The sequence below is a fragment of the Streptomyces sp. NPDC047061 genome (assembly GCF_040643955.1).
Lineage (GTDB): Bacteria > Actinomycetota > Actinomycetes > Streptomycetales > Streptomycetaceae > Streptomyces.
On the sequence record NZ_JBEYVI010000001.1, the window covers coordinates 448,456 to 469,104 of the forward strand.

Annotated in this window: 21 protein-coding genes; 10 read left to right on the forward strand and 11 right to left on the reverse strand. The window is 73.0% G+C overall.

The annotated features are described in order from the left end of the window. Positions 1–2: 2 nt before the first annotated feature. Positions 3–272 carry a hypothetical protein gene (locus tag ABZ887_RS02100; RefSeq protein WP_361281902.1) on the reverse strand — a complete coding sequence of 90 codons (270 nt, stop codon included), beginning with the start codon at positions 270–272 and terminating at the stop codon, positions 3–5. An 85-nt stretch (positions 273–357) separates the two neighbouring features. Further along, on the reverse strand, positions 358–1,713 hold the full coding sequence (locus ABZ887_RS02105) for a dipeptidase (protein WP_361281904.1): 1,356 nt from the start codon (positions 1,711–1,713) through the stop codon (positions 358–360). A 198-nt stretch (positions 1,714–1,911) separates the two neighbouring features. Here ABZ887_RS02105 and ABZ887_RS02110 point away from each other — a divergent pair, with 198 nt between their 5' ends. Continuing rightward, a complete protein-coding gene (locus ABZ887_RS02110; protein ID WP_361281905.1) occupies positions 1,912–3,198 on the forward strand; it encodes a geranylgeranyl reductase family protein in 1,287 nt (428 codons plus the stop codon). Here the strand turns inward: ABZ887_RS02110 and ABZ887_RS02115 are convergent. After that, positions 3,188–3,652, reverse strand: coding sequence for a nitroreductase/quinone reductase family protein (locus tag ABZ887_RS02115; RefSeq protein WP_361281907.1), 465 nt, complete (start codon positions 3,650–3,652; stop codon positions 3,188–3,190). The two genes, ABZ887_RS02110 and ABZ887_RS02115, sit on opposite strands and share 11 nt — an antisense overlap. A gap of 206 nt (positions 3,653–3,858) precedes the next feature. On the opposite strand from ABZ887_RS02115, the gene ABZ887_RS02120 reads away from it, so the two are divergent. Next, positions 3,859–4,557 (forward strand): TetR/AcrR family transcriptional regulator, encoded by a 699-nt coding sequence (locus tag ABZ887_RS02120; RefSeq protein ID WP_361281909.1) that lies wholly within the window; start codon positions 3,859–3,861, stop codon positions 4,555–4,557. 10 nt (positions 4,558–4,567) lie between these two features. Here the strand turns inward: ABZ887_RS02120 and ABZ887_RS02125 are convergent, their stop codons facing one another. Further along, positions 4,568–5,062: an FBP domain-containing protein gene (locus ABZ887_RS02125; protein WP_361281911.1), complete on the reverse strand. Its 495-nt coding sequence runs from the start codon at positions 5,060–5,062 to the stop codon at positions 4,568–4,570. A gap of 93 nt (positions 5,063–5,155) precedes the next feature. On the opposite strand from ABZ887_RS02125, the gene ABZ887_RS02130 reads away from it, so the two are divergent. After that, positions 5,156–5,728, forward strand: a complete 573-nt coding sequence (locus tag ABZ887_RS02130; RefSeq protein ID WP_361281913.1) for a WHG domain-containing protein — start codon at positions 5,156–5,158, stop codon at positions 5,726–5,728. A 26-nt stretch (positions 5,729–5,754) separates the two neighbouring features. Continuing rightward, positions 5,755–7,020, forward strand: a complete 1,266-nt coding sequence (locus tag ABZ887_RS02135; RefSeq protein WP_361281915.1) for a GDSL-type esterase/lipase family protein — start codon at positions 5,755–5,757, stop codon at positions 7,018–7,020. A gap of 11 nt (positions 7,021–7,031) precedes the next feature. Here the strand turns inward: ABZ887_RS02135 and ABZ887_RS02140 are convergent, their stop codons facing one another. After that, the gene (locus ABZ887_RS02140; RefSeq protein ID WP_361281917.1) at positions 7,032–8,129 is read right to left on the reverse strand and encodes a medium chain dehydrogenase/reductase family protein; all 1,098 of its coding nucleotides are present in this window, start codon (positions 8,127–8,129) and stop codon (positions 7,032–7,034) included. Positions 8,130–8,419: 290 nt separating this feature from the next. Here ABZ887_RS02140 and ABZ887_RS02145 point away from each other — a divergent pair, with 290 nt between their 5' ends. From ABZ887_RS02145 to ABZ887_RS02155, 3 genes are all read left to right on the forward strand, one after another. Beyond that, on the forward strand, positions 8,420–9,082 hold the full coding sequence (locus ABZ887_RS02145) for a TetR/AcrR family transcriptional regulator (RefSeq protein ID WP_361281919.1): 663 nt from the start codon (positions 8,420–8,422) through the stop codon (positions 9,080–9,082). 91 nt (positions 9,083–9,173) lie between these two features. Beyond that, positions 9,174–10,457: a sensor histidine kinase gene (locus ABZ887_RS02150; RefSeq protein ID WP_361281921.1), complete on the forward strand. Its 1,284-nt coding sequence runs from the start codon at positions 9,174–9,176 to the stop codon at positions 10,455–10,457. Beyond that, positions 10,454–11,119, forward strand: coding sequence for a response regulator transcription factor (locus ABZ887_RS02155; protein WP_361281923.1), 666 nt, complete (start codon positions 10,454–10,456; stop codon positions 11,117–11,119). The genes ABZ887_RS02150 and ABZ887_RS02155 overlap by 4 nt, the downstream gene beginning before the upstream one ends. Here ABZ887_RS02155 and ABZ887_RS02160 read toward each other — a convergent pair. Next, positions 11,080–11,364, reverse strand: a complete 285-nt coding sequence (locus tag ABZ887_RS02160) for a DUF6332 family protein (RefSeq protein ID WP_361281925.1) — start codon at positions 11,362–11,364, stop codon at positions 11,080–11,082. The two genes, ABZ887_RS02155 and ABZ887_RS02160, sit on opposite strands and share 40 nt — an antisense overlap. 73 nt (positions 11,365–11,437) lie before the next feature. After that, complete coding sequence (locus tag ABZ887_RS02165; RefSeq protein ID WP_361281927.1) at positions 11,438–12,913, reverse strand: MFS transporter; 1,476 nt, start codon at positions 12,911–12,913, stop codon at positions 11,438–11,440. A gap of 86 nt (positions 12,914–12,999) precedes the next feature. Here ABZ887_RS02165 and ABZ887_RS02170 point away from each other — a divergent pair, with 86 nt between their 5' ends. After that, positions 13,000–13,401, forward strand: coding sequence for a MarR family transcriptional regulator (locus tag ABZ887_RS02170; protein ID WP_361281929.1), 402 nt, complete (start codon positions 13,000–13,002; stop codon positions 13,399–13,401). Between the two features lie 43 nt (positions 13,402–13,444). Here the strand turns inward: ABZ887_RS02170 and ABZ887_RS02175 are convergent, their stop codons facing one another. Next, on the reverse strand, positions 13,445–14,179 hold the full coding sequence (locus tag ABZ887_RS02175; protein ID WP_361281931.1) for a maleylpyruvate isomerase family mycothiol-dependent enzyme: 735 nt from the start codon (positions 14,177–14,179) through the stop codon (positions 13,445–13,447). Between the two features lie 38 nt (positions 14,180–14,217). Then, a complete protein-coding gene (locus ABZ887_RS02180; protein WP_361281933.1) occupies positions 14,218–14,952 on the reverse strand; it encodes a CPBP family intramembrane glutamic endopeptidase in 735 nt (244 codons plus the stop codon). A 246-nt stretch (positions 14,953–15,198) separates the two neighbouring features. On the opposite strand from ABZ887_RS02180, the gene ABZ887_RS02185 reads away from it, so the two are divergent. Next, positions 15,199–16,944 carry an alpha/beta-hydrolase family protein gene (locus tag ABZ887_RS02185; RefSeq protein ID WP_361281935.1) on the forward strand — a complete coding sequence of 582 codons (1,746 nt, stop codon included), beginning with the start codon at positions 15,199–15,201 and terminating at the stop codon, positions 16,942–16,944. A 125-nt stretch (positions 16,945–17,069) separates the two neighbouring features. Then, on the forward strand, positions 17,070–18,098 hold the full coding sequence (locus tag ABZ887_RS02190) for a GntG family PLP-dependent aldolase (RefSeq protein WP_361281937.1): 1,029 nt from the start codon (positions 17,070–17,072) through the stop codon (positions 18,096–18,098). 43 nt (positions 18,099–18,141) lie between these two features. Here the strand turns inward: ABZ887_RS02190 and ABZ887_RS02195 are convergent, their stop codons facing one another. Both ABZ887_RS02195 and ABZ887_RS02200 read right to left on the reverse strand, forming a co-directional pair. Next, positions 18,142–19,308: an MFS transporter gene (locus tag ABZ887_RS02195; RefSeq protein WP_361281939.1), complete on the reverse strand. Its 1,167-nt coding sequence runs from the start codon at positions 19,306–19,308 to the stop codon at positions 18,142–18,144. Between the two features lie 102 nt (positions 19,309–19,410). Further along, positions 19,411–20,556 (reverse strand): Gfo/Idh/MocA family oxidoreductase, encoded by a 1,146-nt coding sequence (locus ABZ887_RS02200; protein ID WP_361282430.1) that lies wholly within the window; start codon positions 20,554–20,556, stop codon positions 19,411–19,413. Between the last annotated feature and the right edge of the window lie 93 nt (positions 20,557–20,649).

The following is a 20,649-nucleotide window of genomic DNA, read 5'->3' on the forward strand; positions in this document are numbered from 1 at the left end:
GGTCACCGCGTCGGTGCACAGGCGTCCGCTGATTCCCGCAGCGCCCGCGACGCGTCCCCGGTCGCCGGGTCACCGTCGCCGAAGCACGCCGTCTCCGCGCCCAGGGCCGCCAACCGCCCGAAGGACGCGACGGCCCGGTCCCGGTCGACGATGAACACCCCGGGCATCACCGCACCGGTGACCGGCGCGGCCGCCACCGCGTCGCCGGAGCACCCCCGTCCACGACGAGGGTCCTCCGCTGCGGGCAGAGCGGTTCCGCCCACCTCGTACACCGGCGGACCGTGGACATCGACGCACCGTGGACGTCGGCGCACCGCGTACGCAGACGGACCGCGGATGCAGGCCTGCCCGGGTGCGTCAGCCCGCCGCGTAGTTCCGCAGGAACAGCGCCTCCGCCACCGACAGGCGCTCCAGTTCCTCCGGCGACACGCTCTCGTTGACGGCGTGGATCTGCGCCTCCGGCTCGCTCAGGCCGATCAGCAGGATCTCCGCCTGCGGGTAGAGGCCGGCGAGGGTGTTGCACAGCGGGATGGAGCCGCCCTGACCGGCGTACTGCATCGTCTCGTCCGGGTAGGCGACCGCCATCGCGTCGGCCATCGCCCGGTACGCCGGGCTGGTGGGGTCCGCGCGGAACGGCTGGCCCTGGCCGACCGCCTCGGTCCGCACCCGGGCGCCCCACGGCGTGTGCGCCTCCAGGTGGGCCTGGAGCAGCTTGCCCGCCTCGGCCGCGTCCACGCCCGGCGGCACCCGGAGGCTGACCAGGGCGCGGGCGCCGGCCTGCACCGACGGGGTGGCGCCGACCACCGGCGGGCAGTCGATGCCGAGCACCGTGACCGCCGGACGGGCCCAGATGCGGTCCGCGACCGAACCGTCACCGATCAGCCCGACACCGTCCAGCACCTTGGCGTCCTTGCGGAACTGCTCCTCGTCGTACTCCAGCCCCTCCCAGCGCGTCTCCGGAGCCAGCCCGTCGACCGTCGTCGAACCGTCCTCGGCGCGCAGCGAGTCCAGGACGCGGATCAGCGCGGCCAGGGCGTCGGGGGCGGCACCGCCGAACTGGCCCGAGTGCAGATTGCCCCGCAGCGTGTCGACCTGGATGCGGACCATGGTCATGCCCCGCAGCGTCGTGGTCACCGTCGGCAGCCCCACCCGGAAGTTGCCCGTGTCGCCGATGACGATCGCGTCCGCCGCCAGCAGCCCGGGGTGCTGTTCGGCGTACCGCTCCAGACCGCCGGTGCCCATCTCCTCAGAGCCCTCGGCGATCACTTTGACGTTGACCGGGACACCGCCGTTCGCCTTCAGCGCGCGCAGCGCCAGCAGGTGCATGATCACGCCGCCCTTGCAGTCGGCGGCACCGCGCCCGTACCAGCGGCCGTCCCGCTCGGTCAGCTCGAAGGGCGGGGTGGTCCAGGCGGCCTCGTCCAGCGGCGGCTGCACATCGTAGTGCGCGTAGAGCAGGACCGTTTTGGCGCCCGCCGGGCCCGGCAGACAGCCGTACACCGACTGCGTGCCGTCCGGGGTGTCCAGTACGGCGACGTCCGTGAAGTCCTCGGCGCGCAGTGCGTCGGCCACCCAGTTCGCGGCGCCCTCGCTCTCGCTCTTCGGGAACTGGGCGAAGTCCGCCACCGACTTGAAGGCCACCAGCTCGGCGAGCTCCGCCTTGGCCCTGGGCAGCAGGGCGGCGACGGTCTCGGCGACCGGATTGGACGACATGGGCACGCTCCTCGTGGGTGCGACGTTGAACTGGTGAGTGGACCGATCCTCCCACAGTGGCCTGCGGCGATCTCCGCCGTAGGATGCGGGGGGACAGGTGGCAGGTGTCGGCCTACGGACGGACAGAACCTGCCCCACGGCTTGACAGCGTGACGGCTTGATACGGCTTCTACGGCTTGATCGGAGCAGCGGACCATCGTGAGCGGCGAGAATTCTTCGGCGGACGACGTGCAGGTGGACGACGCGCAGCGGGTGTGGGACGTCGTCGTGGTGGGCGCGGGACCCGCAGGGGCCTCGGCCGCCTACGCGGCGGCCGTCGCGGGACGGCGCGTGCTGTTGCTGGAGAAGGCCGAGCTGCCCCGCTACAAGACCTGTGGCGGCGGCATCATCGGCCCCTCCCGCGACGCGCTGCCGCCCGGCTTCGAGCTGCCCCTCAAGGACCGGGTGCACGCGGTCACCTTCTCCAACAACGGACGGTTCACCCGCACCCGCCGCTCCAAGCAGATGATGTTCGGGCTGATCAACCGCCCCGAGTTCGACCAGCAGCTGGTCGAGCACGCCCAGAAGGCGGGCGCCGAGCTGCGCACGGGTGCCGCCGTGCAGCGCGTCGAGCAGCACGGTTCGGCCGTCCCGGACCGGCGGACGGTCGCGGTCGTGCTCCAGGGCGGCGAGACCCTGCTGGCCCGCGCGGTGGTCGGCGCCGACGGCAGCGCCAGCCGCATAGGCGCCCACGTCGGGGTGAAGGTCGACCAGGTGGACCTCGGCCTGGAGGCGGAGATCCCGGTGCCGGAGACGGTCGCCGAGGACTGGAGGGGCCGGGTCCTCATCGACTGGGGCCCGATGCCGGGCAGTTACGGCTGGGTCTTCCCCAAGGGCGACACGCTGACGGTCGGTGTGATCTCGGCGCGCGGCGAAGGCGCCGCCACCAAGCGGTACTTGGAGGACTTCATCGCCCGGCTCGGCCTCGCCGGCTTCGAACCGAGCATCTCCTCCGGCCACCTGACCCGCTGCCGCGCCGACGACTCCCCGCTGTCCCGCGGCCGGGTGCTGGTCTGCGGCGACGCGGCGGGCCTGCTCGAACCGTGGACCCGCGAGGGCATCTCCTTCGCGCTGCGTTCGGGGCGCCTCGCCGGGGAGTGGGCGGTCCGGATCGCCGAGGCCCACGACGCCGTCGACACCCGCCGCCAGGCGCTGAACTACGCCTTCGCCATCAAGGCGGGCCTCGGTGTGGAGATGAGCGTCGGCAAGCGGATGCTCGCGGCGTTCGAGCGCCGTCCCGGACTGTTCCACGCGGCGCTGACCGGGTTCCGTCCCGCCTGGCGGGCGTTCAAGGAGATCACCCAGGGCCGCACCTCCCTCGGCGAGCTCATTCGCTCCCACCCGCTCGCCCAGCGCGCCCTCACCGCCTTCGGCCCGGAGCCGTCGGCGAAGGAGAGCGCGCCGACGGAGGAGGGAGCGGCCGACGAGGAAGCCGTCACTTCCTGACGGTGACCCGGAAGACGGGGTGGTCGGCGCCGGCCGCGACGAGTTCGTCGTCGGAGGACCTGGCCGTCACCCCGGGGAAGTACTGCTTGACCTCCCAGCCCCATTTCTCCAGGTAGGTACGCAGCACCGGGAGCTTCTCGGCATCGGGAAGCTCCACCACGGTGAACTCCCGTACCTTCCGCCCCACCCGCAACTCCCCGCCGCCGGCCACGCGCATGTTCCGCACCCACTGGGAGTTGCCGCGCGCCGAGATCAGGTACTGGGTGCCGTCGTAGGTGTGCGGGTTGACCGGGACGCGCTGCATCCGGCCGCTCTTCCGGCCCGGCACGGACAGCTCCGCGCTGCCCGCGAGGCTGATCCCGTGCCGGGCGAGCCAGCCGACGAGGCTGTTCACGCGGACGGCCACCGGGTTCGCCTTGGCGTAGTAGGGCTGGGACGGCGTTGACGACGACATGGAGACCCCCACCTGCTGGGGAGAGCAGTGCTCTCGCTTCAGGAACAGTGTGGGGGAGATCGGTGATCCACTGCAAGAGCAGTGCTCTCTTTCTTGAGCGGTGCACTTGTGCGTGGGCACCGCTCTCCTCTGTGATCGCTGATCCACATCAAGTGCACTGCTCCAAAATGTGTGCACCGCTCCGCAACCATGGCAAACTGCGCCCCATGAGCACTCCGCAGGGCGCCCGCGCGCGAGCCAGGATGGAAGTCACCACGGCCATCAAGGACGAGGCGCGCAGACAGCTCGCGGCCGAGGGCGCGGCCAAGCTGTCGCTGCGGGCCGTCGCGCGCGAGCTCGGCATGGTCTCCTCCGCGCTCTACCGCTACTTCCCCAGCCGTGACGACCTGCTCACCGCGCTGATCATCGACGCCTACGACTCCCTCGGCGAGGCCGCCGAGACCGCGCACGCCGCTGCCGCCGGTGCGGCCCCGGCGCAGCGCTGGGTCCTGGTGTGCGAGGCGGTGCGCGGCTGGGCGCTGACCCACCCGCACGAGTACGCGCTGATCTACGGCTCGCCGGTGCCCGGTTACTCGGCGCCGGACACGACCATTCCGCCGGCGGCCCGGGTCGCCCTCGTCCTCATCGGGATCCTGCGCGAAGCGTTCGAGGGGCGCGGTCTGGCCCGTACCCCCGTGCCCGCCGAACTCGCCCCCGAGGCCCGCCGGATGGCCGACGAACTGGTGCCGGGCCTGCCTCCGGAGGCGGCGGTGGCCATGGCCGCGGCGTGGGCCCAGCTGTTCGGGCTGGTGGGGTTCGAACTGTTCGGTCAGTTCAAGGGGGTCGTGGAGGAAGGGGAGCGGGAGCGCTTCTTCCGGCATGCGGCCGCCCAACTCGCCCACGGCGTCGGGCTGGTCTTCCCCTGACGGTGTCCGGTCACCCGGTCACCTTGTCCAGGAACGCGGCGAGGTTCCCGACCGTCCGCCGGATCTTCTCCTCCAGCGTGAGCGACTCCGGCATGCGCCCGCCCATGCCCGCGTCCCGCTTGCCCCGCACGTACAGCGAGCAGGCGAGGTCGCTGCAGAGGTAGGCGCCCACCGAGTTGCCCTGCTGCCCGGCCTTCCCCGCCTTGGCGGCGACCATGAGGGAGACGCCTCCGGTGTGCGTGGTCAGGCAGATCGAGCACATGCTGCGCCGGGTCTGCCAGGAGGAGGGGCTCGGGCAGCGCAGCGCCACCGCCCGCGCGCGGCCGCCGTCCGGTTCGGCCACCAGGTAGGCGCGGTCGGGTGCCTGCGGGTCGCGCCAGCCGAAGTAGTCCAGGTCGGCCCACGGGCGTTCGTCCAGGTCGTGCGGGATGTGCAGGCGTTTCGCCGCGCCCTTGGTGCAGTTCACGAACGCGGCGCGGATCTCTTGCTCGGTCAGCTGTCTCACGCAGCGCACGCTAATTTGCCTAAATGCTTTAGGCAAACCAATAATCGATTCAGGTCAGGGACTAGAGGCCAGAGGCGAGGGCGAGGAGCGGGTGTGGCACGAGCGGGACTGAGCACGGAACGACTGGTCCGGGCCGGAGCCGAGCTGGCCGACGAGGTCGGCTTCGACCAGGTGACCGTCTCGGCGCTGGCCAGACGGTTCGACGTGAAGGTCGCGAGCCTGTACTCGCACGTCAAGAGCTCCCATGACCTGAAGACGAGGATCGCGCTGCTGGCGCTGGAGGAGCTCGCCGACCGGGCCGCCGACGCGCTGGCCGGACGGGCCGGCAAGGACGCCCTCGTCGCGTTCGCCGACGTCTACCGCGACTACGCCCGCGCTCACCCCGGCCGCTACACCGCGGCCCGGCTGCGCCTCGACCCGGAGACGGCGGCAGGCAGTGCCGGCGTCCGGCACGCCCAGATGACCCGGGCGATCCTGCGCGGCTACGACCTCGCCGAACCGGAGGAGACCCACGCCGTCCGGATGCTCGGCAGCGTCTTCCACGGCTACGTCGACCTGGAGCTGAGCGGCGGCTTCAGCCACAGCGCCCCGGACAGCCAGCAGTCCTGGACCCGCGTCCTCGACGCCCTCGACGCCCTGCTCCGCACCTGGCCGAACCCGACCTGACCCCCTTCGCACGGAACACAGAGGCGATGAACACCGACCCCCGCCGGATCACCACTCCCGTCACCACTCCCGTCACCACTCCGATCACCGCCGACCTCCTGCGCGGTGCCCTCGACCTGGAGCACACGGAGCACGGCATCCTGCCGCACCGGCTCCCGGCCCGGGCCCGCGCCCAGTGCGCCGACCCGCAGCTCGCCATGGTCGAGTCCCAGCCCTCCGGCGTACGGCTGGTGTTCCGCACCCGCGCCACCGCCGTGGAACTGGACACCCTGCCCACCAAGCGCAGCTACGTCGGCGCTCCGGCCCGCCCGGACGGCGTCTACGACCTGCTCGTCGACGGCACCCTGACCGGCCAGGGCAGCGTGCCCGGCGGCCGGGTGCAGGTCGTCGACATGAGCGCGGGGACCAGCGAGCTGCGCCCCGGGCCGGTCGGCACCCTTCGCTTCACCGGTCTGCCCGAGCGCGAGAAGGTCGTGGAGATCTGGCTGCCGCACAACGAGACCACCGAACTGGTCGCGCTGCGCACCGACGCCCCGCTCGCCGCCGAACCCGGTCACGGCCGCAAGGTCTGGCTGCACCACGGCAGTTCCATCAGCCAGGGTTCCGACGCCGCGAGCCCCACCGCCATCTGGCCGGCACGCGCGGCCGCGCTCGCCGGGGTGGAGCTGGTCAACCTGGGGTTGGGCGGCAGCGCCCTGCTCGACCCGTTCACCGCCCGCGCCGTCCGGGACACCCCCGCCGACCTGATCAGCCTCAAGCTCGGCATCAACGTCGTCAACGCCGACCTGATGCGGCTGCGGGCCTTCGGCCCCGCCGTGCACGGCTTCCTCGACACCGTCCGCGAGGGGCACCCCGACACCCCGCTGCTGGTCGTGTCGCCGATCCTGTGCCCCATGCACGAGGACACGCCCGGCCCCACCGCCATGGACCTGGGTGCCCTCGGCGCCGGCCGGCTCGCCTTCACGGCCGCGGGCGACCCGGCCGAGCGGGCCGGCGGCAAGCTCACCCTGAACGTCATCCGGGACGAGCTGTCCCGGATCGTCGCCCAGCGTGCGGCCGAGGACCCGCACCTCCACCACCTCGACGGCCGTGCCCTCTACGGCGAGGCCGACGCCGCCGACCTCCCGCTGCCCGACGGGCTGCATCCGGACGCGGCCACCCACCGCCGTATCGGCGAACGCTTCGCCGGGCTGGCCTTCGCGGACGGCGGCGCGTTCGCGGTGAGCGACGCCTCCGGGGAGGGTGGGACGTTCGCGGAGGGCGGCGGCTTCGCGGAGGGAGGCGGCCGCTGAGTCGGCCGTCCTCATCGTGCCGAGTCGGACGCCGACGCCTCGTCGCCACCGTCCGGGACCAGTACGACCTTCCCCGCGACCGTCCCCGACTCGGCCAGCCGCAGGGCCTCGGCGGCCTGGGTCAGGGGCAGCCGGGCGGCGATGCGCGCGGTGACCTCGCCGCGCTGGAGGGCCTGGAACACCTGGGTGAGGTCGGCGTTCAGCCGGGCCCGGAAGCGGTCCTTGCCGAGGGCGCGGCCCTCCCAGACGTTGAAGAAGTAGGCGTGCCGGCCGTTGGGCAGCGCGTTCCACAGCCATACCCGGCCGAGGATCTTCAGCACGGGGAGCTGCTTGGAGCCGGAGTCGTCGCGGGTGGTGGCGCTGCCGTAGGCGACGAGGGTGCCGCCCGGGGCGAGGAGCCGCCAGGAGTCGACGACGCTGCGGCCGCCGAGATGGTCGAAGACGGCGTCGACACCGCCGGGGGCAAGTTCCCGGACCCGTCCCGGGACGTCCTCGGTGCGGTAGTCGACCGGGGTCACGCCCAGCTCCCGCAGCGCGTCGTGGTGACGGGCCGAAGCCGTGCCGATCACCTGCAGGCCGGCCGTCCGGGCGAGCTGGACGAGGACCGTGCCGACGCCGCCGTTGGCCCCGTGCACCAGGATCGTGCCGCCGCTGCGCACCCTGGCCTTGCGGTGCAGCATCTGCCAGGCCGTGATGCCGTTGACGACCAGCGTCTCCGCCTCCGCGGCGCCGACACCGGCGGGCACCTGCACGGCGTCGGCCGCGTCGAGCACGACGTGGCTGGCCCAGCCGCCGACCTTCACCAGTGACGCCACCCGCTTGCCGACGAGCCCGGGCTCGACGCCCGCACCGGCCGTGAGCACCGTGCCGACCAGGTCGTAGCCGGGGACGAAGGGGAAGGGCGGCTGGTCGTAGTAGCGGCCGCGGCGCATCTGCTGCTCCGCGAAGGAGACACCGGTCGCCTCCACCCGGACGACGATCTGGCCGGCCGCCGGGGCCGGGATCTCGCGACGCTCGACGCGCAGGCCCTCCGGCTCCACGACGCCGGGCAGGACGATCTCGATGAGCTGGGCGTTTCCGGTGTTTCCGGCGGTTCCTGCAGTTCCCATGACGACGGCCTCCGTGTACAGACGGTGTGGAGATGTGCTCGCAAGCGGGATAGGTTCTCGCTTGCGTTAGAAGCTATAACAAACATGACTGGTACTCTCTGGAGTGTCAAGCCCTAGCGTTGGGTGCGGTCATCGCATCTGTTAGATCCGCTGTCGAAAGTGATAGGTTGAAACAAAGATGAGAGCTCTAAGCCTGAAATGACCGGGCTCTGTGGCGGCGAGGCGACGAGCAGCCGAGGCGCCCGGCAGCGAAAGCGGGAAAGCGAAGGCGAGAGAGGAGCGTGACGGCCATGGCCGCAGACGCGGACGCGGTGAGCCCCCGCGAGCGGTACCGGACCCAGGTGCGGGCGGACATCAAGGCGCGGGCCTGGGAGCAGATCGCCAAGGCGGGCGCGTCGGGCCTGTCCCTGAACGCGATCGCCAAGGAACTCGGCATGAGCGGCCCGGCCCTCTACCGCTACTTCGGCAGCCGCGACGAGCTGATCACCGAGCTGATCCGGGACGCCTACCGCAGCCTGGCCGACACGTTCCGGGCCGCCGCCGACGCCGCGGCCGGTATCGGCGGCCTCGCCCACGCCCTGCGCAGCTGGGCGCTCGACGACCCCCAGCGGTACTTCCTCGTCTACGGCACGCCGGTCCCCGGCTACCGGGCGCCCGACGACATCACCGGCATCGCCCAGGAGATCATGGCGGCCCTGCTCGACGTCTGCGCGGCGGCCGAGCCCGAGGCGCCCCCGCCGGCCTCCGCCGGTTTCACCGCACACCTCTCCCAGCACCGCGAGTGGGCCGGCGGCCACCCCGGACCGCCGGGGGTGCTACGGCGGGCGCTGGCGTTCTGGACCCGGATGCACGGAGTGCTCTCCCTGGAACTCGCCGGCCACTTCACGGGCATGGGTTTCGATCCGGACCGGCTGTTCGACGCCGAGGTGGCGGAGCTGACGTCCGGCCGCTGACCAGGCCCGGCGGCCTACTTCCCGGGGAGTACGCGTGATCACCTCGCCGGGCTGATGCCCGCGTGCTCCGGCTGCGTCTAGCGTGGCGGTCATGGACGAGCAGCGGGCACGGGAGCGCGGCCCCGCGCAGTGGTGGCACCACGGCCCCCCGTGGTGGAACCACCCGGAAGCCACCGGCCCCGGCCTCGGGACCCGTCGCCCCCGCCTGCCGTGGCGCTCCAGCGTGCTGCTCACCGTCCTCGTGCTGGTCGTCTCGAACTTCGCGGCCCATGCGCAGCCCCACCGCGAGCCCCTCGACCCGTACGCCCGCCTGCTGCTGCTCGCCACCTGCGCCCTGCTCCTGTGGCGGCACCGGCACCCGGTGTTCGTGGCCTTCGGCACGGCCGCGTCGGCCCTCGTCTACCTCGGTGCCGGCTACCCGTACGGACCGGTCTTCGCGGCCGTCGCCGTGGCCTGCTTCAGTGCCGTCGTCGCCGGGCACCGCCGGGCCGCCTGGACCGCGCTCGGGATGCTGTGGGCCGGGCATCTGCTGATCTCGCTCTGGCTGTACCGCGAGCTGCCGCCGCCGGGCGACACGGGGGCGAACCTCGGCCAGGAGGTGATCATCGCCACCTGGGTGCTGATCATCGTCGCGGTGGCCGAGCTGGTCCGGCTGCGGCGCGAGCAGTGGGCGCGCGAGCGGGCCGACCGGGCCCAGGCGGCCCGGCGGCGCGCGGACGAGGAACGGCTGCGGATCGCAAGGGAGTTGCACGACGTCCTGGCGCACAGCATCTCGGTCATCAACGTCCAGGCGGGCATGGGTCTCGCGCTCCTCGACTCCGACCCCGAGCAGGCCAGGGCCGCGCTCACCACCATCAAGGCGGCCAGCAAGGAGGCACTCGGCGAGGTGCGTCAGGTGCTCGACACCCTCCGTGCCCCGGGCGACGCGCCGCGAGGGCCGGCACCCGGTCTGGGGCGGCTGCCGGAGCTGGTGGAGCAGGCGGCGGGCGCCGGACTCGCCGTGACCGTGACGGGGAAGCCGCCGGCCCTTCCGCCGGGCGCCGACCTGGCCGCCTTCCGCATCGTGCAGGAGGCCCTCACCAACGTCGTACGGCACTCGGGATCGCGGCACGCGCGCGTGCGGCTCGAACACGGGGGAGGGGAGCTGCGGTTGCGGATCGACGACGACGGTCCGGCGACCGGGGCGGACGCGGGCGGCAGCGGGAACGGGCTGGCCGGGATGCGGGAGCGGGCGGCCGCCCTGGGGGGCACGATCGAGGCGGGGCCGTGCGCCGACGGCGGCTTCCGGGTGCTGGCCGTACTGCCCTTGGACGACAGGCACGACAGGCACCACAACCGCGACAGGCATGACAACCACGACCGGGAGGACCGATGATCCGGGTGCTGCTCGCCGATGACCAGTCGCTGGTGCGGGCCGGTTTCCGGGCGTTGCTCGACGCGCAGCCGGACGTCGAGGTGACCGGTGAGGCGGCGGACGGCGAGGAGGCGGTGCACAAAGTGCGTGAACTGCGTCCCGACGTCGTCCTGATGGACATCCGCATGCCGCGTCTGGACGGCCTGGCCGCGACCCGCCGAATCACCGGGGAGGGGGAGCTGAAGGACGTCAGGGTGGTCATGCTGACGACGTTCGAGCTCGACGAGTACGTCTTCGAGGCGATCCGTTCCGGCGCCTCCGGCTTCCTGGTCAAGGACACCGAGCCGGACGAACTGGTGCGGGCGGTCAGGGCGGTGGTGGCCGGGGACGCGCTGCTGTCGCCGGGGGTGACGCGCCGGCTGATCGCGGAGTTCGCGGCCCGTTCCAAGGAACCGGCCGCCGCGGACGCTCTCGCCCGGCTCACCGAGCGGGAGCGGGAGGTGATGGCCCTGGTGGGTATCGGCCTGTCCAACGAGGAGATCGCCCGCCGCCTGGTCGTCAGCCCCCTCACCGCCAAGACCCACGTGAGCCGCACCATGATCAAGCTGGGCGCCCGCGACCGCGCCCAACTGGTCGTCCTGGCCTACGAGTCGGGGCTGGTGCGACCGGGCTGGCTGGGCTGAGCCGGGCGCTGGAAACGGACCAGCACGCTGACCACCCGGGCGAGGAACACCACGGCGGCGAGCACCACGCCCACGACGCGCAGGGTGCGCTCCAGCACGCCGGGCAGCTCGAACAGCAGCGTCGGGCCGGCCACCGCCCCGAGGACGACCACGGCAGCGAACACCGCACTGCACAGCGCGTATCCGATCTCGACGGTGACCGCGTCCCGCTCGGCCTGACTTCGCCGTCCCCCGTACATCGTCATCCCGGCAGTCTCACAGCCGTGCGCCCGGCGGGCAACGGGCCCCGCCGGGCGCACGGTTCGGAGGCGTCCCCGTTCAGTCGCGCGCGGACACGCGCTCCGCCTCCAGGGAGGTGGACTTGGCGATCACGACGGTCTCCTGCGGGCGTCGGGCCCGCAGCCCCGTGAGCGTGATCAGCAGTCCGGCGAGGGCCACACCCGTGACCACCACGAAGCCGGGACGGTAGCTGTCGAGCACCGCCTGCGGGGTCGCGTGGGCGGGTGCGCCCGCGGTGACCACGGCCGTGACGATCGCCAGGAAGATCGCACCGCCCACCTGCACCGAGGTGTTGAGGAGCCCGGAGACCATGCCCTGCTCGTGGTCGTCGACGCCGTTGGTGGCCTGGATGTTGAGGGAGGGGAAGACCAGGGCGCAGGCCGCGCCGATCAGCAGCATCGACGGCAGGATCACCGCGGCGTAGACCGGGTCCAGGTCGACGCGCAGGAACAGGGCGTAGCCGAGGGCCATGAACGCGAAGCCGGCCGCTATCAGCCGCGGGGTGCCGAAGCGGTCCACGACCGCCCCGACCTTGGTCGACGACACCGCCACCAGCGCGCCCGCGGGCAGGAAGGCCAGGGCGGTGTGCAGCGCCGACCAGCCGAGCACGGACTGCATGTAGAGGGTGGTCAGGAACTGGAAGCCGACGTACGAGCCGAAGAAGGCGATCGCGCCGAGCTGGGCGCGGACCTGGTTGCCCGAGCGCAGCACGGCGAGGCGGATGAGCGGGCCGGGGGAGCGGCGTTCGACCCGGACGAAGACGGTGAGCAGGACGGCGACCGCGAGGAAGGAGAGCAGGGTGCGGGCCGACGCCCAGCCGACCTGCGGGGCCTCCACGACGGTGAACACCAGGAGCAGCATCGAGGCGGTGCCGAGGACCGCGCCGGGGATGTCGTATCCGTTGTGGTCGCGTTCGCGGGAGCTGCGCGGCAGCAGCCTGAGGCCGGCGAGGAGCGCGATCAGGGCGATGGGGGCGGGCAGCAGCATGGTGAAGCGCCAGCTGGCCTCGGTGAGCAGGCCGGACAGCACCAGGCCCATGGAGAAGCCGGTGGCGGCGCAGGTGGTGTAGATGGAGAGGGCGCGGTTGCGCAGCGGGCCCTCCGGGAACGTGGTCGTGATGATCGAGAGGCCGGCCGGCGCGGTGAAGGCCGCGCTGAGTCCCTTGATGAAGCGGCTGGCGATCAGCAGCGGGCCCGAGTCGACCAGCCCGCCGAGGAGCGAGGCGAGCGCGAAGACGCCGAGGGCCACGAGGAACACCTGGCGCCGGCCGAGCAGGTCGGCGGTGCGGCCGCCGAGCAGGAGCAGGCCGCCGTAGCCCAGGATGTAGCCGCTGACGATCCATTGCAGCGTCGAGGTGGAGAGATGCAGGTCGGAGCCGATCGACGGCAGGGCGACGCCGACCATCGACACATCCAACGCGTCCAGGAACATGGCGGCGCAGAGCACCAGCAGCGTGCCCCAGAGCCGGGGGGTCCAGCGTCCCTCGGAAGCGGGGGCGGTGAGCGGAGAGGTCATGGACCCAGACACTACATGCACATGCATCGAATGCAAACGCATTTAATTACAATGCAACAATCCGGTTTCTCTGCTACGGTGCCCGGATGGCGGCGACGAAGCCCGAGCAGGCGCTCGTGGAGCAATGGCGGGACATCCTGGCCCTGCACGCCCGCACCCAGTGCGAGCTCGACCGTGTCCTGCACGGCCACGGCCTGTGCGCCAGTGACTTCGAGGTCCTCGACCTGCTCTCCGACGGCCCGGCGCCGGACGGCGCCTGCAGCTTCCGTGTCCAGGAGATCGCCGAGCGGGTGCACCTCAGCCAGAGCGCGCTGTCCCGGCTGATCGCCCGCCTGGAGAAGGACGGCCTGGTCGAGCGGGCCATGTGCCCGGAGGACCGGCGGGGCGTGCGGGTGGTGCTCACCGGCAAGGGGCGCGCACTGCACGGCGAGGTGCTGCCGGTGCAGCGCGCGGTGCTCACCAGGATGCTGGCCGCCGAATCCGGCTGAGCCCGGCCGGTCAGGGCGGCCGGCCGGTTGCCCTACCGGGCAGTCAGATACCGGAGTTCGTCAGCCAGAGCTCGGCGAGTCCCGGGTCGCCGGTCACCGTGGGCACCGGCACCCGGTTCCACAGGGCCAGGTACAACTGGTCGGCGGGACCGGAGAGTTCGGCCGTGGCGCCGGGGAGCGTACCGGGTTCCGTGACCGGCGGTCGCGCCGACAGCCGTACCGTCCATGCCCCGGCCGCGTCCACCGTGCGCACCCGCAGCACCCGCGGGTGTTCGCTGCGGACCCGGCTGCGGGTGCGGGCGTGGAAGCCGCGCAGCAGTTCGTCGATGCCGTCGACCGCGAAGTCCGTGCCGACCGGGGACGCCGGACCGCCCCGTGCGGCCTCGGCGTCGTACCGGTGGACGGTCGTCTCGTGGGCCTGCCTGCGGAGCCAGAAGGCCAGCGGCGAGGGGACCGGGGCGGGGTGGAAGGTCCAGCACGTCACGTCCTGCGGTGCGCCGCCGAGGGTGTCGACGAGCCGGCGGTGGCCGTCCCGGTACCAGGCGGTCAGTTCGGTGCCGTCGATGCCCGGCGGGTCCGGGATCGGGCGGGGCGCGGTCTCGGCGTCGGCGACGACACCGGCGGCCCACCGGTGGATGGTGCCGGTGTGCCGCAGCAGGTCGCGCACCCGCCAGTCGGGGCAGGTGGGCACCGGGGCGTCGAGCCCCGCCTCCAGGGCGGCCGCGGCCAGCAACCGGCCCTCCCGGTCGAGGATCTCGAGGAACTCGGCAGTCTCCATGCCGTGAGTCTGCCGGATACGTGGCGCGGAGAGGGCCGTCAGCGCAGCAGGAACCCCACCGCGTAGCCCAGGGCGTTGACCGCCCAGTGCAGGGCCATCGGCGCCAGCAGGGAGCCGCTGCGATCACGCAGCCAGCACAGCAGACAGCCCGCCACGGCAGTGAACAGCACGGCGCCGATGTCCACCAGGACCGCCCCCGCGACCGAGTGCCCGAAGAGCGAACCCAGCGTCGGCTTGTCCTTGTTGAGGTTCAGCGAGGGCAGGATGTGCCAGAGGCCGAAGAGCACGGAGGAGAGGACCGCCGCCGTCGTGGCCGTGCGCAGGCGGCACAGCAGCGCGAACAGCACCCCGCGGAAGGCCGTCTCCTCCAGCAGTACCGTCCCCACGGGCACCGCGACCAGCGCCTTGAAGGCGATCTCCGAGCCGTTCAGCGCGTCCGTCCGCTGGTCCGCGAACAGCCCCCGGGTGACCGGCAGCAGGGCCGCGCACAGATAGACCGCCGCGACGATCCCGATCAGGGCCGCCGCCCAACGCACTCCGTCCACAAGGGTGTTCCGGCCCAGCCCCAGCTCCGACCAGCTGCCCCCGGCCCAGAACAGCAGCCCCACCAGGACGGCCGAGGCGACGATCGCGGTGAGCAGGATCCAGGATCCGGCCCAGCGGTTGTCCAGCAGATTCGCGAGCACCAGGACGGCCACCACCGCAGCGACGGCGGTACGGGTGGGGAGCCGCGGGAGCCGGGTGGGTTGCGTGAGCCGGGGGAGGAGCGGCATGCCGGGCGGGGTGTCAGCGCCCGGCCGGGACGTGCGGCAGCGGGGCGCCGGTCCGCGGGGGCGGCGTCGGCCCGGCCGCGGGCGGCATGGAGCGGGGGTTCTCGGTCGCGCGGGCCTGGGCCATGCCCACCACGATGGGGCACCCCGCGAGGCTCTGCACCTTTTCCCGGAAGGGAGCGCGGTCCTGAAGGATCTTCCGGATGCGGCCGTGGGTGCGGTGGCCGATCGTGGTCCCGAGGTGGCCAAGTGAGTGGTGCGGGCAGGGCTCTGAATCGTACGAAGGAATGGACCCGGCGGGCGGCGGAGCGGGTGCGCCGGTACGCGGGCCCCGGCCGGGTGGTCCGGCGGCGGCCGTGCTGGGGTGGCACCGTGGTGGCGGTCCTGTGCTACTGCCTGTCCCTCACCCCGTCCCTGCTCCCGCGGGCCTGGTGGCTCCAGGGACTCGCGGCCGGCGTCTCGGCCGCGGTCGGCTACGCCGTCGGCGGGGTACTGGAGACCCTCGCCCGGCTGCTGCTCCGCTGGGCCGGCGCCCGCATCCGCCCGCGGGTCCGCCGTGCCCTCTGGGCCGCCCTGGGCGTGCTCGGCGCCGCCGCGGTGGTCACCGTCACCGCCTGGAGCGTCCGCTGGCAGGGCCAGGTCCGCCGGGCGGTCACCCTGCCCCCGCACATCCTCTGGTGGCAGTGGGCGCTCGTCCCGGTGGTGGCCGCGCTCGTCGGGACGCTGCTGCTCCTGGCCGGCCGTACGGTACGGCTCGGCACCCGCGTCGTCGCCCGCGCGTTCGGCGCCCACCTGCCGCGCCCCTTCGCGTACGCCACCGGGGTCGCCCTCGCCGCGTTCGTGATCGTCGGAGTCGTCCAGGGCTTCCTGCTGCGCGCGGCACTGGACGCGATCGAGAGAGCCGCCTCCCTCGCCGACCAGGGCACCGCCAAGGGCGTCCACCGGCCCGGCCTGCCCACCCTCTCCGGCAGCCCGGACTCCGCCGCGCCCTGGGACACGCTGGGCGCCAAGGGCCGCGACTTCGTCGGCACGGCCACGCCGCGCGCCGACATCGCGGCCTTCACCGGCCGCCCGGCGGTGGATCCGGTGCGGGTCTACGTCGGCCTGCGCTCCGCCGACAGCCTCGACGAACGCGCCGCCCTCGCCGTACGCGAACTCGAACGCACCGGCGGCTTCTCCTGCAGCGTCCTCGCCGTAATGGGCACCACGGGCACCGGCTGGATCAACGGCCAGGGCAGCAATCCCCTGGAGTACATGTGGGGCGGCGACACCGCTCAGGTCGCCATGCAGTACTCCTACCTCCCCAGCTGGGTCTCCGCGCTCACCGAGGACGAGGCCGCCGACACCGGACGCGCACTCTTCGACGCCGTCTACGCCAAGTGGCGGACGCTCCCCGCCGGCTCCCGCCCCCGGCTCCTCGTCTACGGGGAGAGCCTCGGCTCCTTCTCCATGGAGTCCGCGCTGAACGGCTCGCTGTCCACGCTCGTCGCGAAGACCGGCGGCGCGCTGTTCGTCGGGCCGACCTACGACAACCCGCTGTGGAAGACGGTCACCGCCCAGCGGCAGCCGGGCAGCCCCGAATGGCGGCCGGTGGTCGACGACGGGGCACATGTGCGCTTCGCGCAGGTGCCGGCCGACTACGGCATCCCGGCCGCGCCCTGGGGCGAACCGCGCGCGGTCTACCTACAGAACGGCTCCGACCCGGTCGTCTGGTGGTCGCCCGACCTCGCCTTCCGCAAGCCGGACTGGCTGGACCGGCCGCGGGCCCGGGACGTCTCACCGGCGATGCAGTGGTATCCGCTGCTGACGTTCTGGCAGGTGGCATGCGACCTGGCTGGCGCCGACAGCGTCCCGGACGGCTTCGGCCACCGGTACGGGACCCTGCCGACGAGCGCCTGGGCGGAGATCACGAGTCCACCGCAGTGGACGGCCGCCGACACGGCAAGACTCGCCGGGGTGCTGGAGTCGGTACGGGAGCCGGGGCTGCTGGACTGACCGGGGCTCGTCCCGATTCGGCCTGGCGGCAACCTTGCTGATGTCCCGTCACGACGTGTCATTGCTGGCCGTAGTTGCCGCGGCCGGACTCCGGTACCGGCCGGCATTTCCTTCCGGAGGCATTCATGACGGCGCCCGCGGACGGACCGCCCGTCGACCTGCGGTCCGACACCGTCACGCGGCCCGACGCACGGATGCGCGAGGCCATGGCCCGCGCCGAGGTCGGCGACGACGTCCTGGACGGCGACCCCACCATGCGGGCGCTGGAGACGAAGGTCGCCGCACTGCTCGGCACCGAGGCCGCGCTGTGGGTGCCCAGCGGCTCGATGGGCAACCTGATCGCACTGTTCGTCCACCTCGACCGCGGCGACCGTTTCCTCGCCCCGGACCGCGCGCACATCCTCGACATGGAGCTCGGCACGGCCGCCTGGCTGGCCGGAGGCATGCCCCGCCCGCTGCCCTGGACGGCCGGCCCCGGCGTGCCCAGCCCGTCCGACATCGGCCGGACCGTCACCCGCGGCGGACCCTACTTCACGCTGCGGGACCGGCTGCTGTGCCTGGAGAACACCCACAACGCGGCGGGCGGCACGGTCACCACACCCGAGCAGCACCGCGGGCTGACCGACGCCGCCCACGAGGCCGGCCTGTCGGTGCACCTCGACGGCGCCCGGCTGTGGAACGCCGCGGTCGCCCTGGGCGTGCGGCCGGCCGACCTGGTCGCGGGTGCCGACACCGCGCAGGTCTGCCTGAGCAAGGGACTCGGCGCACCGGTGGGCTCGGTGCTGGCGGGTGACACGGAGTTCGTGCGGGAGGCACGCCGGGTCCGCAAGATGCTCGGCGGCGGTGTCCGGCAGGGCGGAGTGCTCGCCGCCGCCGGTCTGGTGGCCCTGGAACGCGTGGACCGACTCGCCACCGACCACGACCACGCCCGGCTGCTCGCGGCCGGGCTCGCCGAGCGGGGGTGGAAGGCGGTCGCACCGCAGACCAACATCGTCATGGTGCCGGTCGACGACCCGCCCGCCACTGTCCAGGTGCTCGCCGCCCGGGGAGTCCTCGCCGTGCCCGCGGCCGCCGCCGTGCGCATGGTCACGCACTGTGATGTGACTCGCCGCGACATCCTGCGGGCCGTCGACGCGTTCCCGCCGTCCGGCTGAGGCCGGAGCGCGGGTTCGGCAGGCCGGACGCGGGAGGCTTCGGTCAGTGGCCTGCCGTGCGCCGGGTCAGGAGCGCGATCGCCGCGGCCGTGGCGGCGAGGACGGCGACGGAGGTGAGGGCGGTGGGGAGGGAGAACCAGTCCGCCATGAAACCGATGGCGGGTGGTCCCAGGAGCATGCCGCCGTAGCCGAAGGTGGAGGCGATGGCGACCCCGTCGGGGCCGGCCAGCCTGCCCGCGCGTTCGACGGCGACGGGGAAGAGGTTGGCGAGGCCGAGTCCCGTGATCGCGAATCCGAGGAGGGCCGCCCACAGGGCCGGGGCGAGTGCGCCGAACAGCATCCCGATCGCGGCGGTCGCGCCGCCGAACACCAGGGTCCGGGTCTGCCCCAGGACCTCCAGCAGCCTGGTGCCGCTGAGCCGGCCGACGGTCATGGCGAGGGCGAAGCAGGAGTAGCCGATGGCGGCCGCACCGGGCGCGGCGCCGAGGTCCTGCTCCAGGTGCAGGGCGCTCCAGTCGGCCATGGCCCCCTCGCCGTAGGCCGTGCACAGGGCGATCAGACCGAACGTGACGACGAGCAGGCGGGTGCGGGGCGCCGGGCGGTGCGGTGCGGATGCCGCCCGCGGTGCGTCGTCCTCGGGCGTGGCGGGAGGGGGAGTGCGGAGCAGGGTGCGGCCCGCGAAGAAGGTGACCGCCAGGCCGGTCACGGTGAGGCAGAGCAGGTGCTGCGTGGGGGTCAGCACCCCGGCGATCAGTGAACCCAGGCCGGCGCCGGTCATACCGCCCAGGCTGAACGCGGCGTGGAAGCTGGGCATGACCGGGCGGCGCAGGGCCCGCACCAGGTCGACCGCGGCGCTGTTGAAGGCCACGTTGATGGAGCCGTAGGCGCCGCCGAACACCAGCAGTACGGCGCCGAGGGCCAGGACCGAGTGGGTGAGCGGAGGCAGGGCGACGCTCAGGGAGAGCAGGACGGCGCAGACGACGGTCACGGGGTGGGCGCCGTACCGGCGGCACAGCCGTCCGGTGAACATCATCGTGATCACGGCTCCGGCCGACACACCGAGCAGGGCGAGTCCCAGGGAGCTGGCCGAGGCGCCGGTCTGTTCCTTGATGGCCGGGATGCGGACGACCCATCCGGCGAAGACGAAGCCGTCCATGGCGAAGAAGACGGTCAGGGCGATACGGAGTCGGGTGAGGGCGTTTCCGGGCACGGCGGTGTGCGACCGGAGTTTGTTTATTAGCGGCACAAACTCAGGCTAGGCGAATACCGGCGACCCGGACAAGGGCGTCGGCTCGGGGCGAGCCCCCAGGGGTCAGCCGATGCTCGTCCAGCGGGAGGCGTCCGCGGCGCTGCGTTCGACGGCCTCCAGGACGTACTGGACCTGCAGGCCGTCGGCGAACGAGGGGCGCAGGTCGCTTGCGTCGTCCGCCAGCGCTGTCAGGAAGTCGTGGACCTGGTGGACGAACGCGTGCTCGTAGCCCAGCCCGTGACCGGGCGGCCACCAGGCGCTCAGGTACGGGTGTTCGGGCTCGGTCTCCAGGATCCGGCGGAACCCCGCCTCCGTCTCCGGGTCGGCCGCGTCGTACAGGTGGAGCTCGTTCATCGACTCGAAGTCGAAGGCGAGCGATCCCCGTGATCCGTTCACCTCGATCCGCACCGCGTTCTTGCGCCCGGTGGCGAAACGCGTCGCCTCGACCACGACGAGTCCGCCTCCTTCCAGCCGGCCGGTGAACGCGGTCGCGTCGTCGACGGTCACCTGCCCGCGCCGCGTCCCGGCCCGCGCCGCCAGCCCGCTGGACTCTTCCGGCAGCGGTCGCTCGGTGACGAACGTCGCCTGCGTCGCCGACACCCCGGTGAGCCGCTCTCCGGTCAGGTGCTGGAGCAGGTCGACCAGGTGCGACCCGAGGTCCCCCAGCGCGCCGGAGCCGGCCCGTTCCCGGCGCAGCCGCCACACCAGCGGGAACTCCGGGTCGACGATCCAGTCCTGCAGGTACTGGGCCCTGACGTGCCGCACCTCGCCGATCACGCCCTCGGCGACCAGCCATGCGGCGTGCGCCAGCGCCGGCACCCGCCGGTAGTTGAAGCCGACCATCGACCGGACGCCGGTCTCGGCGGCGACCCGCGCGGCGGCGGCCATGCGTTCGGCCTCGTCGGCCGTGTTGGCGAGGGGCTTCTCGCACAGCACGTGCTTGCCGGCGGCCAGAGCGGCGATCGCGATGTCGGCGTGGGAGTCGCCGGGGGTGCAGATGTCGACGACGTCCACGTCGGCACGCCGTACCACCTGCTGCCAGTCGTCCGCCCAGTCGCCCCACCCCAGCCGCTCGGCCGCCCGGGCCGTACGTTCCGGGTCACGGCCGCAGACGACGGTCATGTCGACGTCGAAGGGCAGCTCGAACATCCGGGGAGCGGTGCGCCAGGCCTGGGAGTGCACGGCTCCCATGAACGAGTGACCGATCATCGCCACCCCGAGGCGGGGGCGGCCGGGAACAGGAGCGGGAGAAGGGCGGGGCACGGGGTCTCCGTCTCGGTGGGTTCGACAGGGTGTGGGGGA